General features: G+C 38.9%; 14 protein-coding genes and 1 tRNA gene. 6 read left to right on the top strand and 9 right to left on the bottom strand.

What is annotated here, in order from left to right; translation table 11 throughout:
- Nucleotides 1-5: 5 nt before the first annotated feature.
- From ABJD71_RS11835 to bioB, 3 genes are read right to left on the bottom strand one after another with little or no spacing between them, the layout of a single operon-like run.
- Nucleotides 6-833: a methyltransferase domain-containing protein gene (locus tag ABJD71_RS11835; protein ID WP_348169254.1), complete on the bottom strand. Its 828-nt coding sequence runs from the start codon at nucleotides 831-833 to the stop codon at nucleotides 6-8.
- Nucleotides 827-2,008, bottom strand: a complete 1,182-nt coding sequence (locus tag ABJD71_RS11830) for an 8-amino-7-oxononanoate synthase (protein ID WP_348169251.1) — start codon at nucleotides 2,006-2,008, stop codon at nucleotides 827-829. Before ABJD71_RS11830 ends, ABJD71_RS11835 begins: the two co-directional genes overlap by 7 nt.
- The gene (gene bioB / locus ABJD71_RS11825) at nucleotides 2,008-3,117 is read right to left on the bottom strand and encodes a biotin synthase BioB (RefSeq protein ID WP_348169248.1); all 1,110 of its coding nucleotides are present in this window, start codon (nucleotides 3,115-3,117) and stop codon (nucleotides 2,008-2,010) included. The genes ABJD71_RS11830 and bioB overlap by 1 nt, the downstream gene beginning before the upstream one ends.
- A 52-nt stretch (nucleotides 3,118-3,169) precedes the next feature.
- Between bioB and bioA the strand changes: the two genes are divergently transcribed.
- Both bioA and argJ read left to right on the top strand, forming a co-directional pair.
- Entirely contained in the window at nucleotides 3,170-4,501 is a 1,332-nt protein-coding gene (gene bioA / locus ABJD71_RS11820) for an adenosylmethionine--8-amino-7-oxononanoate transaminase (RefSeq protein ID WP_348169245.1), read from the top strand.
- 160 nt (nucleotides 4,502-4,661) lie between these two features.
- Nucleotides 4,662-5,906: a bifunctional glutamate N-acetyltransferase/amino-acid acetyltransferase ArgJ gene (gene argJ / locus ABJD71_RS11815; protein WP_348169385.1), complete on the top strand. Its 1,245-nt coding sequence runs from the start codon at nucleotides 4,662-4,664 to the stop codon at nucleotides 5,904-5,906.
- Between the two features lie 14 nt (nucleotides 5,907-5,920).
- Here argJ and ABJD71_RS11810 read toward each other — a convergent pair whose 3' ends face one another.
- The 6 genes from ABJD71_RS11810 to hemA all read right to left on the bottom strand — a co-directional run bounded on the left by ABJD71_RS11810 (nucleotide 5,921) and on the right by hemA (nucleotide 12,234).
- Nucleotides 5,921-6,739, bottom strand: a complete 819-nt coding sequence (locus tag ABJD71_RS11810; protein WP_348169242.1) for a tetratricopeptide repeat protein — start codon at nucleotides 6,737-6,739, stop codon at nucleotides 5,921-5,923.
- Nucleotides 6,740-6,864: 125 nt separating this feature from the next.
- Nucleotides 6,865-7,239 (bottom strand): SirB2 family protein, encoded by a 375-nt coding sequence (locus tag ABJD71_RS11805; protein WP_348169239.1) that lies wholly within the window; start codon nucleotides 7,237-7,239, stop codon nucleotides 6,865-6,867.
- Between the two features lie 75 nt (nucleotides 7,240-7,314).
- The gene (locus ABJD71_RS11800) at nucleotides 7,315-8,862 is read right to left on the bottom strand and encodes a DUF3369 domain-containing protein (RefSeq protein ID WP_348169237.1); all 1,548 of its coding nucleotides are present in this window, start codon (nucleotides 8,860-8,862) and stop codon (nucleotides 7,315-7,317) included.
- A gap of 104 nt (nucleotides 8,863-8,966) precedes the next feature.
- A complete protein-coding gene (gene prmC, locus ABJD71_RS11795; RefSeq protein WP_348169234.1) occupies nucleotides 8,967-9,851 on the bottom strand; it encodes a peptide chain release factor N(5)-glutamine methyltransferase in 885 nt (294 codons plus the stop codon).
- Nucleotides 9,852-9,854: 3 nt separating this feature from the next.
- Nucleotides 9,855-10,940 (bottom strand): peptide chain release factor 1, encoded by a 1,086-nt coding sequence (gene prfA / locus ABJD71_RS11790; RefSeq protein WP_348169230.1) that lies wholly within the window; start codon nucleotides 10,938-10,940, stop codon nucleotides 9,855-9,857.
- 34 nt (nucleotides 10,941-10,974) lie between these two features.
- Nucleotides 10,975-12,234 carry a glutamyl-tRNA reductase gene (gene hemA, locus ABJD71_RS11785; protein ID WP_348169227.1) on the bottom strand — a complete coding sequence of 420 codons (1,260 nt, stop codon included), beginning with the start codon at nucleotides 12,232-12,234 and terminating at the stop codon, nucleotides 10,975-10,977.
- Between the two features lie 246 nt (nucleotides 12,235-12,480).
- On the opposite strand from hemA, the gene lolB reads away from it, so the two are divergent.
- The 4 genes from lolB to ABJD71_RS11765 all read left to right on the top strand — a co-directional run bounded on the left by lolB (nucleotide 12,481) and on the right by ABJD71_RS11765 (nucleotide 14,947).
- On the top strand, nucleotides 12,481-12,999 hold the full coding sequence (gene lolB, locus ABJD71_RS11780; protein ID WP_348169224.1) for a lipoprotein insertase outer membrane protein LolB: 519 nt from the start codon (nucleotides 12,481-12,483) through the stop codon (nucleotides 12,997-12,999).
- The gene (ispE, locus tag ABJD71_RS11775; protein ID WP_348169221.1) at nucleotides 12,984-13,871 is read left to right on the top strand and encodes a 4-(cytidine 5'-diphospho)-2-C-methyl-D-erythritol kinase; all 888 of its coding nucleotides are present in this window, start codon (nucleotides 12,984-12,986) and stop codon (nucleotides 13,869-13,871) included. The genes lolB and ispE overlap by 16 nt, the downstream gene beginning before the upstream one ends.
- Nucleotide 13,872: 1 nt before the next feature.
- Nucleotides 13,873-13,947, top strand: a tRNA-Gln gene (locus tag ABJD71_RS11770).
- 52 nt (nucleotides 13,948-13,999) lie between these two features.
- Nucleotides 14,000-14,947 carry a ribose-phosphate pyrophosphokinase gene (locus ABJD71_RS11765; protein ID WP_348169218.1) on the top strand — a complete coding sequence of 316 codons (948 nt, stop codon included), beginning with the start codon at nucleotides 14,000-14,002 and terminating at the stop codon, nucleotides 14,945-14,947.
- Nucleotides 14,948-15,093: the final 146 nt, after the last annotated feature.

Raw genomic sequence — 15,093 nt, 5'->3', positions numbered from 1 at the left:
TGATCCTATAAAGGTTTTGTAATTTGTATGAAACAGACCTGATAAGTCAGAGGAAGTTGCAAGGTTTCTTCATAATTTTTTCGATATGCTGTTTCTAGGTTTTGTAAAGTACTGCGACTTAAAGGTTTATAATTCGATTTCTTAGTACTACTCTTGACCTTTACTATTGAAGGATTAGGCAACACTACATTAGCTCCAATAGATTTAATAGATGCCAACAAATCTCGAATATTATTGTGCCAAGTAACATAAGACTTAATCTTTGATGTGGTTCTCAATCCCTGCTCTGAGGCGGCTTTATGCCAGCTTTTTGCTGTTTCAAATGTATTTACATGGTGATATTCATCAACTTGTTGCCAGCTTCTGTTTAACTCTTCAAATGACCCTTCGCACATTATGGCTAGCACACCATGACCACCTGGCCTCAAAACCCTTTGTAGTTCTGACATCACTGTATTTAGATCTGTACACCATTGCAGAGCCATACTAGAAAAAACCATATCTACAGACCCCTGGGCTAACGGAATATTCTCAGCATCACCTTGTATCCAATCTATTAACTTAGAATCAATAAATTGTTGCTTAGCGTAGTTTACCATCCCAAAAGCCAAATCCATGCCAATAACTTGCTTAGTTTTAGTCGCAAGCTGCTTAGTCACACGTCCGGTACCACATCCAATATCTAAACTTAACGCGCATTTTTTTGGAACTAACTCCACTGCATCAAATGCAATATCTAACTGCACATCAGCAGCTGCGTTATACATATTCGCAGCGCGGCTAAACTGTTTTGCAATACGAGATTTTTGTAAAGCCGCCGAGTCCACTAACATGACTCGGTAAGCAAGCTAAGCTGCAGGGCATCTACAAGAGCATGAATATCTTTTTCAAGATGTCCAGCCGTTAATGTAATCCTTAGTCTAGCAGTGTGCTTGGGCACCGTGGGGTATCGTATAGCAGTAACCCAAATACCAAGCTCTTGTAGTCTTTGACTAGCAACCATGGCTTTTTCTGAATCACCAATCAATATAGGTTGAATGGCTGAATTTGAAGGCATTAGTAACAGCCCAGCTTTATTGGCTAATTCTTTAAAAAGGTCAATTCGAGCATGCAAGGTTTCACGGCGTTCATTTTTTTGAATTGCCTGTAAACTCATATAGGTAGCGTAAGCTTGTGCAGCGGGCATCGCAGTACTGTAGATGTAATGTTTCGCAAAATTAATAAGGTATTCAATAAACTCATGGCTGCCTGCAACAAATGCTCCTGCGGTTCCTATAGCTTTACCAAAAGTAGCCATTAATATGGGTAACTGTTTTTGAGATAAGCGATATTCTTCTACTACCCCTAATCCAGTTTTTCCTAAGGTGCCGAAACCATGGGCATCGTCAACCATAAGCCAGCAGTCTTTAGTATTGAGTATGGGTAAAATTTCAACTATGGGTGCTTGGTCTCCATCCATACTAAATATACTTTCTGTAGTCACTAAGGTATTAGGTGTTTTAGCATAGGATAATAATGCTTCAAGATGAGCTAAGTCATTATGTCGGTAGCGCTTTAAATTTGCGTTCACATTTTGTGCACCATCGATAAACGACGCATGCATCAATTTATCTGCAATAATAAGATCTTTAGTTTTAGCTGTAACATGGCCATATAACGCCTGACAAATAGCATGATTTGCAGAAAACCCTGAATTAAACAGCAACACTCTGTCTCTGTTTAATTTTTCCGCTAGGTATTCTTCAAGTGCTTGATGGGCATTGGTATAACCTGTAACAAGTGGCGATGCTCCAGAGCCTCCACCAAATTCACTCACACCGTCAATCCAACCTTGCATCACAGCACCAGAGCGGCGCATAGCTAGATAATCATTACTAGAAAAATTAATAAAATGCTTGCCTTCAATTTCAATCAAGGTGCCAGAAGAAGAGTCTATCGTTTTTCTTGAACGTATTAAGCCTTCACTACTGCGCTTTTGTAACGCCTCTGAGATAAATTCAAATGCCATTAAACGCTAGCTTTATCAGCTTTTTTGGTAGATGCATCATAAAAAATCTCATTTAAGGTTTTATCTTCAATCTCTTCTATTAAAGCTGCTTCATGGGCCTCATCAGAATACTCTCTGGTTTGTTTAGAATTAATTCCTAGCTTTCTAAACAACATTACGTCTTCGTGAGTTTCTGGATTAGAGGTCGTTAACAATTTACACCCATAAAAAATTGAATTTGCCCCTGCCATAAAACACATTGCCTGCATTTGTTCATTCATGGCCTCTCGACCAGCTGATAATCGTACGTAAGACTTAGGCATCATTATTCTGGCTATAGCTATAGTACGAATGAACTCAAAATAATCTAAATCCTCTACACTCTCCATAGGTGTGCCCTCAACTTTGACCAACATATTAATAGGCACGCTTTCTGGATGATGCTCTAAATTGGCAAGTTGCACTAAAAGGCCCGAACGATCAGAGGACGTCTCTCCCATACCAACTATGCCGCCAGAGCACACATTCATGCCTGCATCACGGACATTGTCGAGCGTGTTTAATCGGTCTTGATAAGTACGAGTTGTAATAATATCACCATAAAATTCAGGAGAGGTATCTAAATTATGGTTGTAATAGTCAAGACCTGCTTGCTTTAATGATAACGCTTGTGCACGGCTTAACATACCCAGGGTCATACAGGTTTCTAACCCTAATTTTTTCACTTCTTTTACCATTTCGGTAACGTATGGCATATCTTTATCTCGGGGATTGCGCCAAGCAGCCCCCATACAAAAACGGGTTGACCCTGCAGCTTTAGCCTCTTGCGCTCTCTGGATAACCTTTTCCACTTCCATTAGACGCTCTTTTTCTAATCCAGTGTCATATCGGGCACTTTGGGGGCAATATTTACAATCTTCTGGGCAAGCGCCAGTTTTTATGGATAGCAAGGTACTCACTTGTACTTGATTTGGATCAAAATGTTGCCTATGGACCATTTGAGCTTGGAACATTAAATCATTAAAAGGTAAAGTAAATAATTCATTCACTTCATCTATACTCCAATCATGTCGCAATTGTGTAGTGGGCTTAGAATTTTGATTTGATGCAGTATTAACGAGGAATGACATAGCTAACCTTTGAATTATTCGACTTTACACTTTTTGGTAAGGCGCTTAGTCTATGTACCACGACAATATTGTCAACCCAACTAACAACAAAAACTTTACAAGCGACCGTATTTTGAACAACCAAGATTTACACTTTGATCAACAACATATTTGGCATCCTTACACATCGGCGATTAATCCTTTACCCTGCTATCAAGTTACCAAAGCTGATGGGGTATATATTCATCTTTCATCAGGAGAGAAGTTAGTGGATGGAGTATCATCATGGTGGACGGCTATTCATGGGTACAATCATCCTGCTCTCAATGACGCTTTAAAAGCACAGGTAGATGATTTTTCACATGTTATGTTTGGAGGGTTGACGCATAAACCGGCCATTGATTTATGTCGAACCTTAATTGATTTAACTCCTGAAGGGTTAGATAGAGTATTTTTGGCCGACTCTGGCTCCGTTTCTGTAGAAGTTGCAATGAAAATGGCTTTACAATACTGGGCATGTCAAGGTAATGATCGCAAAAAACGCTTTATCACACCTCGTAATGGATACCATGGAGACACATTTGCCGCTATGTCTGTGTGCGACCCGATTAATGGTATGCACAATATATTTACGGGCACATTAACCCAGCAAGTTTTTGCCCCCGCTCCACAAACTCGTTTTGATAAACAATGGAACGAAGATGATGTAAAGCCGTTGGAGGACTTAATCTCTAAACACCACAATGAGTTAGCAGGCCTAATCATAGAGCCTATTGTTCAAAATGCTGGGGGGATGCGAATTTATCACCCAGAATACCTAAAACGCTGTAGACAACTCTGTGACGACTACAGCATTCTGTTAATTTGCGACGAAATAGCCACTGGTTTTGGCCGTACCGGCAAGCTATTTGCCTGTGAACATGCTGATATCAGCCCAGATATAATGTGTTTGGGAAAAGCCTTAACAGGAGGCTATATAAGCCTTGCTGCAACCTTGTGCTCAGAAGACATCGCCCAAGGAGTTTGTCAAGGTGAGCCTGGCGTATTTATGCATGGGCCAACATTTATGGGAAATGCATTAGCCTGCTCGGTGGCCAATGCAAGCTTAAGCTTGATTCAACAAGGACACTGGCAACAGCAAGTAGCCGCAATAGAAAAACAGCTAAATTCAGAATTAGTAGCCTGCTTAGAGCTAGATTCAGTGGCTGACGTAAGGGTATTAGGGGCAATTGGTGTGGTTGAATGCAAAGCACCTATTGATGTAGCACAGCTACAAAAGATCTTTGTAAAGCAAGGAGTTTGGATACGACCTTTTGGTAAGCTAGTTTACATTATGCCACCTTACATCATTACACCAGAGCAGTTGCAGCAACTTACTAGAGGCATATATCAGGCATTAAGGTAATCTTTAACTGGATCTACACTACAAAATTCATCAATGAATATAAGCTACTTTCTTTTAATAATGCCTATCTTTAACCAAACCATAAATATTCGCTAATTTTGCATATTTATTAATAGCAAAGTAACATGCCCCGCAACTATTTTCAGCCGGTCCAAGAGTGATGCCAGTAAACTTACCTTCTATAGAAAAGCAAATTTTACCCCCCGTACAAGGAGTGCGATTAGGTTGGGCAGAAGCCAATATAAAACAAACTAATCGGAAAGATCTTTTAGTGATAGAAGTTGCAGACGGAAGCAAGGTTTCTGGCGTATTCACACAAAATAGGTTTTGTGCTGCTCCTGTACATGTTTGTAAAAAACACTTAATTGAATCACGACAAATAAAAGCCCTCGTCATTAATACAGGTAATGCGAATGCAGGTACCGGTGAACAAGGCATGCAAGACGCTCTAACAACCTGTGAACAATTAGCAACTCTGTTAAATGTTCCAGTCAACGCCATTTTACCTTTTTCTACGGGTGTCATTTTAGAGCACCTACCAATGGATAAACTATTGGCAGGGCTGCACCCAGCGGTTGCTAGATTAACTGAAGATGCATGGAAACCGGCGGCTTGGGCCATTATGACCACTGACGTTGCTCCAAAAGCATATGCAACATCATGTGTATTAAACAGCAAAACGATTCAAATAACAGGTATCTCGAAAGGGGCTGGAATGATCCACCCTAATATGGCTACTATGCTCGGGTTTATCGCTACTGATGCAGCAATATCTCAACCGCTACTAGATAAGATAACCAAACACATTTCAGATTTGTCCTTTAACTGCATTTCTATAGATGGTGATACTTCTACAAATGATTCCTTTATTATTATTGCCACTGGAAAAGCTGGGAATACAGAAATTACCAGCGAGAAAGACCCTGCTTACAAAGTCATATTTGAAGAGCTCCTTAAAAGTGCACAATATCTAGCTAAAGCGATTGTTCGCGACGGAGAAGGTGCAACAAAATTTATTACTGTAAATGTAGAAGAGGCCAACACTAACGAAGAAGCCAAAGCAATTGGTTACGCTATTGCTAAAAGCCCATTAGTAAAAACTGCCATGTTTGCTTCTGACCCTAATTTAGGTCGAGTGTTGGCAGCAATAGGTTATGCATCAAGGGACTGCAAGTCCTTAGAAGACCTCGATGTAAATACGATCCAGCTTTATTTTGGCGAAGTGTTGGTCGCAGAGCATGGGGGCCGCGCCAACACCTATACAGAAAGCGCAGGCCAAAAATTAATGGAGCATTCAGAAATAGACATAACCGTAAAATTAAATAGAGGCCATGAGAAGGCTACCATATGGAGTTGCGACTTTAGTTACGACTATGTGCGTATAAATGCCGAATACAGAACATAATTTTCACAATCTAACTAATGGAAAACGGCTGGTGTCTGCTCATTTAAATGTTGCAATTGTGCTTGCAATAATTGCGTAGCAGGATCTTTTGGACACTGACTGATGAAGAACTGATAATCGGCAATTGCCACTTGAGTGCAATCTAGTTGGTGTAATAAAAAGCCTCTGTCCCGTCTTTCATAAGGGTCATTTGGACACAGTTGTACCAAAGTATCTACGACACCTAATGCTTCGGTGTATTTTTTTTCAGAAATATATGCACACTTTAAATTGTGTAACAATCTAACAAGCGTTTCCTCACAACAGGCCTCATTCAAAGCTTCTTCAGGCATACCTTCATCTTCGAATTCATTCAAAATTGAAAAATAAAGTTTCTCTAAGTTACCTCTACTTAGTTGTTTACCATTTAAAGGATCAACAAATACTGCGGGCGCATTATTGAACTTACATTTTACCAAGAAATGTCCAGGAAAATTAACGCCATGTATATCAAAACCTAGTGAATTACCGAGAGATTGAAATATAATTGCCAAACTAACGGGCATGCCAGTACGGTATTCTAATACTTGGGTTAGAAGACTATACTGACTTGAAAAGTAATATTTGTCGCTTCCACTAAATGCGAGTTGAACAAAGAAAAACTCAATAAACCGTCTGAAGCTATGTTCAGTTAATTCTGTTGAATTTATATATACCGAAGCTTGCGTTTTCCAATTATCCATTTGTTGTAAGTATTGCTGTAAACACCCACTGTCTTTTTGAAATGCAACAGCAACATTTAACGCAGCAAGTAAACAATCTTTATCAATAATAGCTTGCTTTAACTCTTTCACAGAACCCCCTAAATAACCCTCTCTCTTATTTATCGGTTTTTTAGTGGGCACCTTTACCTAAAATACAATTAAATTTGTAAAATCACATAAATGTTCATTTTATCGGCCGTTTTAATCGCACAAAACTAAAAAAGTAGTGGTTGTTTGGTGACAGCAATAAATCCTGCATAAGCAATCCAACTCAATGCCCCTACAAATCCAACACCCCGCATTATAGCAGTCTGTTCAGGCTTTAACGCCAATACAACCATAAATGCGTACATGAAAAACGCCACTAATTTTTCCGTTACCCATCCATCAACAACCGGATACTGTTGGATCAAAATGCATAATGCAATCGCAGCCACTAACAACACTGTGTATACAATGTGAGGCAGAATTTTCAACCATTTCAGCTGTAATTTATCTGATTTAATTACAGTTAAAATAAAACGTGATAAAAACATTAAGACGCTCAATACAACAGCTGACATATGGGTAAGTTTAACTATTTCGTACATAGTGGAACCTTTTTAGGTATTGAATGACTGTGTTAAATCAAACACAGTCAATAGTTTTAATTATGTTGGAGTAGGTTATTCGAAATCAGGGTAGGAAGTAATAATTTCTTCTATTTTTCTAATGTTTTCTTGAAAAATATCTACTAAGTGAGGATCGAATTGCTTCCCTTTTTGTTGTAAAACTACTTCCATAGATTGCTCAGTAGTCCAAGCATTCTTATAGCTATGCTTATGCCTCATAACATCATAAGCATCAACTAAAGCTGTTATACGGCAATAGATATGAATGCTTTCACCAGATTTACCTCTAGGATATCCCCTTCCATCCCAAAACTCGTGGTGATCCCGCGCAATGATAGCTGCTGCTTTTATTAGTGGACGCTTTGAGTCTTTCAGTAAATTGTAGCCGAAGTCTGCATGCCTTCTAATCAGTTGAATGTCGTCAGTACTTAACTGTTCCTTCTTGAAGATAACTGCATCAGGGATCTTTATTTTACCTATATCATGCAATGGTACAGATAAACCCAATGTGTCAACTTCTTGTTGAGATAGTCCTAACTCTTTTGCCAGTAATTGAGAAATTTTTACCATTCTCAAAATATGCCGACCATGCTCATTCTGCTGTTCCATAGCTTGGCCAAGTCGCTCAATAATCTCTCTTTGTGTATCTTCAAGCTCCTTTGTCAAAAGTACATTATCAAAAGCAATTTGCACATTCCGAGCAAAGATTTCAACTAGCTTTTTATCATTTTCGTTTAATTTCTTAGGTAAGCCAGACAAGTATAATAATGATCCCTTTTTAGATTTACTGTCGCAATAAGCAACTAAGTATTCGTCCTCGTAGATAAGTGATTTATTAGTATAGGCTAGCATACATGATTTTAATTGTGGCCCACTAAGAACCTGCTCTAGTTTTTTACCTGCTTTATTTTCATATTCACCCTTTCCTGTAAAAACAAATAGTTCATTAGAGTTATATTGATTAAGAGGTGTTGCCCCCATTACGGCTGACGTCAAATACGCGGCATCTTCAGTGCCACCTAATATAGAGGCCAACTGCTGCACAATACCTTCAATAAAGCATTCAAAAGATTGCAAACTAAAAATGTCTGCAGATGCAGCAATAATTTTTTCAAGGCCTTTTCTATTTTCTTCGATTGCAGATATGTCGCGATAAGAACGTAATGCAGAAATTAACACAGAGAATAATTTTTGAGCCGTGAGCTCTGTTTTTGATTTATAATCGTTAATATCATAGTTAACAATAACGTCTCGCTCAGGTGCTTGACCTGGCTGACCCGTACGCAAAATAATACGAGTAAAATGATTACTTAATTCATTTCTAATGAAGTCAGCTACAAGCAAACCTGCGTCATCAGTTTCCATCACAACATCAAGTAAAACTGCCGCTATATCATGATTATCTATAAACGCTTGTTTTGCTTCAGCCCCACTATATGCACTAAGAAACTCTATTTTCTTATCTTGAAAAACAAAATCACCAAGGGCAAGTTTAGTTACCGCATGGATTTCAGGTTCGTCATCTACGATTAAAACTTTCCATGATCCGTGAAACTGCACTTCTTCTTCGTCGTCTTCCGCGAAAAAAATTTCGTCTGACATTATATTTACTCTTAAAAACAGATGCTTAAATACAATAGTAAACTAAAGACTAATAAACAATGCCTGCTCTACAAATTGTTACATTTAACCAACTTTTCACAAAGTTAAATTAATTGGCCCATGGTAACTCTTGGGTGGTTATTTAAATCACACTCTGTTCGTATTTGGGAAAATCCATTTGCTTTAAACAACTCAGCTATAACTTCACCTTGTCGATTTCCATGCTCTATTAGCAACCAACCTCCACTCATTAAAAACCCCTCACTATTACCTATAATATAGCGAATATCGTCTAAGCCATCTTCACCAGACGTCAAAGCTGTCGACGGTTCAAAACGAACGTCTCCTTGGGTTAAATGGTGATTATTAATTTCAATATAAGGAGGGTTACTGATGATTAAGTCAAATCTTTGCTCTTCGATAGATGAAAACCAGTCACTTTGAATAAATTCAATATCTGATAGTTGATTATTCTTGGCGTTCTGCCTTGCCAAACTCACCGCTTCTGAATTTTTGTCTAAACCAATGATAGACCAATGCTTATTTTCGGTGGCTAATGACAATGCTATTGCGCCAGTGCCTGTACCTAAATCGAGCACTCGTGAGCTACTATGTAAAGATAATCCTAAAGCTAGCTCTACAAGAAGTTCTGTTTCGGGACGAGGAATAAGTGTCGCCTCAGACACAGCTAAACGTAATGACCAAAAATCCCGATAACCTATAATATATGCAACAGGATGCCCTAAAATCCGCTTTTCAACCATACTTTCAAAAGTATCAAGCTGCTTTTTAGTTAATTGTTTATCAGGCCATGTATGTAAATAAACTTGTTCGCAATGTAGACAACCGCAAAGCAAAGCTTTGCTATCAATGGCTGCAGAGTCGTATATACCGTCATCACTAATTTGGTTTTTAGCAAACCTATCATGTGCCCATTTCAGGGCCTGCTCAATAGTCGAATTAGGCTCTAACAAATCTAGTAAACTCAACACTTATTCGTCTGAAAGTGAGGCTAGTAAGTCAGCTTGATGCTCTTGTCTTATAGGTTCTAAAATTGCGCCAAGTTCACCAGCAATAACATCGTCTAAACGATACAAAGTAAGGTTTATTCTGTGGTCAGTAACACGACCTTGTGGGAAGTTATAGGTACGAATACGCTCAGAACGGTCACCACTTGCAACCAAGTTGCGGCGAGTAGAAGTTTCTTCAGCCATACGCTTTTCATCTTCTAACTGATTCAAACGAGACTGCAGTATCGCCATAGCCTGTGCTCTATTTTTATGTTGAGAGCGCTGATCCTGACACTCAACAACAAGACCTGTAGGATTGTGGGTAATACGTATAGCTGAATCCGTTTTGTTAACATGCTGACCACCTGCACCAGATGCTCTGAAAGTATCTATTTTTAGGTCCGCTTTATTAATTTCAATTGCTTCTGATTCAGGCACAACTGGCATTACTACCACTGTACAGGCAGAGGTATGAATTCTGCCTTGGGATTCGGTCTCGGGTACCCGTTGCACTCGATGACCACCTGACTCAAACTTCATAATTCCGTATGCGCCATCACCTAAAATATTAGCAATGACTTCTTTATAACCACCATGTTCACCTTCATTAGTTGTAACAAGTTCAACTTTCCAACCTTGTTTTTCAGCATAACGACTATACATACGAAATAAGTCTCCAGCAAAAATGGCAGCTTCATCTCCCCCCGCCCCTGCACGAATTTCCACAAAACAATTACTATCATCGTTTGGATCTTTTGGTAGCAACAATATTTGTAACGCTTGAGTGTATTCTTCTATATCCTGTTTTGCAGTCTTGTACTCTTCTTGAGCCATCTCTCGCATTTCAGCGTCGTCTTCTTGCATCATTTCTTGTGCAGATTCAAAATCTTGTTGTGCCTGCTGATAGTCACGAAAACACTTAACTACACCTTCTAGTTGTGAATATTCTTTTGTTAAACCACGATATCTGTCTTGATCTGCAATGACCTCTGCTTCACCAAGTAAAGCTTGAACTTCTTCAAAGCGTTCGATTAGAGATTCTAATTTTCGTTGTACCGATTCTTTCATTATTTTCCTGTGAGCGGGAATTTTCTACCGCTAATTATTCCAGCTTATTTAACGCCAAAGCGTCTTTTAAGAGAGAAAGTTGTTCTAAGTCCTGTTCGCTTGCCGCTTTCTGGATTGCTTTAGTAGGGGCATGAATAAGACTGTTCGTTAATTTGTTTGCTAGCTCTAGGACAACATCCTCAGAATTTTTACCATCCGCTAACTGATTTAAAGCCTTATCAACTAGAGTCTTTTTCTGTAACTCACTTTGCTGTCTAAAACTCTTTAATACATCAATAGAAGTTTGGCTTTGTTGCCAACGCATAAACTGCAGTGCTTGTTCTTCTACCATTTGGTGAGCCAGCTCTGCTGCATCCTGCCTATTCGCTAGATTTTGTTCTACAATTTGCTGCAAATCGTCAACTGTATATAAATATGCATCATCCAGTGATGAGACTTCAGACTCTACATCTCTTGGTACAGCTAAATCCACCAAAAACATAGGTTTATGCCTACGTTCTTTTAGCGCTCGTTGTACCAAGCCTTTGCCTAGGATAGGCAACTGACTGGCAGTTGAGCTAAATACAATATCGGCTTCTTTCAAATGCTGCGGAATTTGTGCCAACGTTAAAACAGAAGCCCCTAGAGGTTCAGCTACGGCTTGTGCTCTGGCTATAGTACGATTCGCCACAGTCAAGGATTTTACGTTTTGTTCGCTTAGATGTTTAGCGACTAACTCTATAGTTTCACCTGCCCCGATTAGCAATACCCGACTATTTTCTAAAGAAGAAAAAATATGCTTTGCCAATTGCACCGATGCATAGGCTACAGAGATTGCATTAGCACCAATTTCTGTTTCACTCCGCACTTTTTTTGCAACGGAAAAAGTATATTGGAAAAGCCGATCAAAACTGCTTTTTATAACGCCAATATTTTTAGAGTGAGTAACAGCCTGTTTAATCTGTCCCAAAATTTGCGGCTCACCCAGCATTAAAGAGTCGAGGCCACAAGCTACACGCATAATATGTACCGCAGCATCTTGGTCTATATAAAAATAACTATTATTATCTACATCTAATTCACTCACAGCATGGAATTCAGCTAACCATGTTGAGATAAGAGACTTATTAGGATCTTCAACTTGTGCATATATTTCGGTGCGATTACAAGTAGAGACTATAACCGATTCAGCCGTCCCACTTCGCACTCCCAATGAAGTTAAAGCCTGCACAATAGCGTCGGGAGAAAACGCAATTTTCTCCCGCAATTCAATGGGTGCTGTTTTGTGATTGATACCAAAAGCAATAAGGGTCATTAAGTGTTCAGATAAACTACAAGATAAATTCAATTAAATTAGGGCGGCATTGTACGCAAAAGGTAAATGTATTGAAAGGTGTGTACTTTGTATGTTCCTATTAGTTATCGTATACGCTAATCAAACCCAACTTAAATTGTGCAAATTTTATTAAATTCACCCCAATCTATTTTCAAATACAGTATTACTATCGTGTTTATCTTGATTATATCGAGTTGTGCCACTAGGCAAATTCCCGAGGAAAAATTGAAGATAGAAACCCACCAATTGAAGTTAGCAGAACAGCAAAGTTGGTCGATAAAAGGTAAAATTGGATTTAAAAGCAATAAAAAGAAACAGAGTGCAAACCTGCATTGGCAGCAAGATAGTAGCGAATACCAATTGAATTTGACCACAATTATAGGTACATCAATTCTAAAAATGTATGGTGATAAGCATTTTTCTACGCTCATTACTGAAAATGATACATACAAAGATAATAAGGCAAGTAGATTAATATCACGCATTACAGGGTGGGAGCTTCCGGTCGAGAATTTACAATTTTGGGTAAAAGGCCAATACAATGCAAACGACCAAACTGTTGTTAGTGAACAAGGTCTGGTAACGCAACTTACTCCAGAATGTAGTTATTGTGAAAATTGGACAATTGACTATAGCGATTACCAAAAAATACAGGATATTTGGCTACCCCATAGAATCATCTTAAACAATCATTCAAATAGCAGCCAACTGCTAATTAAGGTCAACACATGGTCACTAAACTAAAACCAAGCAATCTAACTTGGTGGTCAAGCCCAGCTAAATTAAACTTGTTCTTACATATTAATGGTCAATACGAGAATGGTTATCATCAATTACAAAGCTTATTTCAATTATTAGATTACGGAGATGAGTTAGCCTTTGAAATAAATGAGTCCGGTTTGATTACTTTGGCCGACCCAATTATGGGCGTTCCAGAAGAAGATAACTTGATAATTAAAGCTGCAAAATTATTACGTCAAAAAGCACACAACCCAAATTCAAACAAACTAGGGTGCACTATACATTTAAAGAAAAAACTGCCCATGGGGGGAGGAATTGGAGGTGGCTCATCTAACGCTGCCACTACTTTATTGATTTTAAATCACCTTTGGAAATGTGGACTGCCAAATGATGCGATTGCAGAGCTAGGCTTATCTCTTGGTGCAGACGTTCCTATATTTGTTCATGGTAATAGTGCATTTGCAGAGGGTGTTGGAGAAAAACTGACCTATACATCACTTCCAAGCACTTGTTATTTAGTTGTATTTCCTAATTGCCACATTTCAACGGCTGAAATATTCAAAGATCCAAAATTACCCAGGAACACACCCAAAATAGATTTTTCAGAATATCAATTTTCAAACACAAAAAATGATTGCGAAAAATTGGTTTGTGAAAGGCATGCGGATGTTGCAATGGTATTAAAGTGGTTGTTAGAATACGCGCCGTCGAGGATGACCGGTACTGGAGCATGTGTATTTGCCATGTTTGAACAAAGAAAGGAAGCATTAGATGTTCAAGCTTTGTTGCCAAATAATATGACAAGTTTCGTTGCAAATGGGGTGGATTCATCCCCTTTACATAACCAAATCCAAGCACAAAATTTAATCGTTTAATTGGGGTATAGCCAAGTGGTAAGGCAGCGGGTTTTGATCCCGCCATTCGTAGGTTCAAGTCCTGCTACCCCAGCCAATTTTAATATTAATAGGTAACTAACCTATTAATACGCACCGAGGGTTTTATCGTGCCGGATATGAAGATTTTCTCTGGAAATGCAGTACCTGAATTAGCTCAAAAAGTTGCTGACAGATTATATACTAAGCTAGGACATATGAGTGTTGGACGTTTTAGCGACGGAGAAATAAGCGTCGAAGTACATGAAAATGTGCGAGGTTCTGATGTATTTATCGTTCAGTCAACTTGTGCTCCTACTAATGACAATCTAATGGAACTGATTGTTATGATTGACGCGTTTCGCCGTGCATCTGCTGGACGTATCACAGCTGTAATTCCTTATTTTGGTTATGCCCGTCAAGATAGACGAGTTCGCTCTGCCCGGGTGCCAATTACTGCAAAGGTAGTCGCTGATTTTTTATCTAATGTAGGCGTTGACCGAGTGTTAACTATTGATTTACACGCAGAGCAGATACAAGGCTTCTTTGATGTTCCGGTAGACAATGCCTTTGGAACACCCATTTTATTAGACGACATGCGCCAACGAGATTTTCACAATCCAGTTGTTGTGTCTCCAGACATCGGTGGCGTAGTTCGAGCCCGAGCACTTGCCAAATTAATGAATGACACAGATTTAGCCATTATTGATAAACGTCGCCCTAAAGCAAACGTTGCTCAAGTAATGCACATTATTGGTGATGTTCAAGACAGAGACTGTATTATCGTTGACGACATGATTGATACCGGCGGGACGTTAGCAAAAGCTGCGGAAGCATTAAAGGCCCATGGTGCAAAAAACGTTTATGCTTATGCAACACACGCTATTTTCTCAGGTAATGCTGCGCAAAACCTCAGAGATTCTGTTATCGATGAAATTATCATCACTGACAGTATTCCTTTATGTGACGAAATTAAAGCTATACCCAAAGTAAAACAACTTACTTTATCAAACATGTTAGCAGAAGCTATCCGCCGCGTTAGTAATGAGGAGTCAATCTCTGCGATGTTTGAGTACTAACATTTTAGTAGGTATTACAGACAATCCAAAGCCACAGTTATTCTGCGGCTTTTTGCTTTTTAACAACGTAAGTTTGAGAAAATGCCCTATTCCGGACTAAATCAATTCAATCTATTGATAGTTGTTTTAATTTCTTGTCTGAGTTC

The organism is Paraglaciecola sp., assembly GCF_039943935.1.
In the GTDB taxonomy this organism is placed as follows: domain Bacteria; phylum Pseudomonadota; class Gammaproteobacteria; order Enterobacterales; family Alteromonadaceae; genus Paraglaciecola.
The sequence above is the reverse complement of the archived record's forward strand: the minus strand, read 5'-3'. Positions and strand labels throughout refer to the sequence as shown.

Coding starts and splice junctions, on each gene's coding strand:
- bioA (WP_348169245.1), top strand. CDS start 3,170: ATGTACCACGACAATATTGTCAACCCAACTAACAACAAAAACTTTACA.
- ABJD71_RS11805 (WP_348169239.1), bottom strand. CDS start 7,239: ATGTACGAAATAGTTAAACTTACCCATATGTCAGCTGTTGTATTGAGC.
- ABJD71_RS11835 (WP_348169254.1), bottom strand. CDS start 833: ATGTTAGTGGACTCGGCGGCTTTACAAAAATCTCGTATTGCAAAACAG.
- bioB (WP_348169248.1), bottom strand. CDS start 3,117: ATGTCATTCCTCGTTAATACTGCATCAAATCAAAATTCTAAGCCCACT.
- ABJD71_RS11830 (WP_348169251.1), bottom strand. CDS start 2,008: ATGGCATTTGAATTTATCTCAGAGGCGTTACAAAAGCGCAGTAGTGAA.
- ispE (WP_348169221.1), top strand. CDS start 12,984: ATGGTCACTAAACTAAAACCAAGCAATCTAACTTGGTGGTCAAGCCCA.
- ABJD71_RS11800 (WP_348169237.1), bottom strand. CDS start 8,862: ATGTCAGACGAAATTTTTTTCGCGGAAGACGACGAAGAAGAAGTGCAG.
- hemA (WP_348169227.1), bottom strand. CDS start 12,234: ATGACCCTTATTGCTTTTGGTATCAATCACAAAACAGCACCCATTGAA.
- prfA (WP_348169230.1), bottom strand. CDS start 10,940: ATGAAAGAATCGGTACAACGAAAATTAGAATCTCTAATCGAACGCTTT.
- argJ (WP_348169385.1), top strand. CDS start 4,662: ATGCCAGTAAACTTACCTTCTATAGAAAAGCAAATTTTACCCCCCGTA.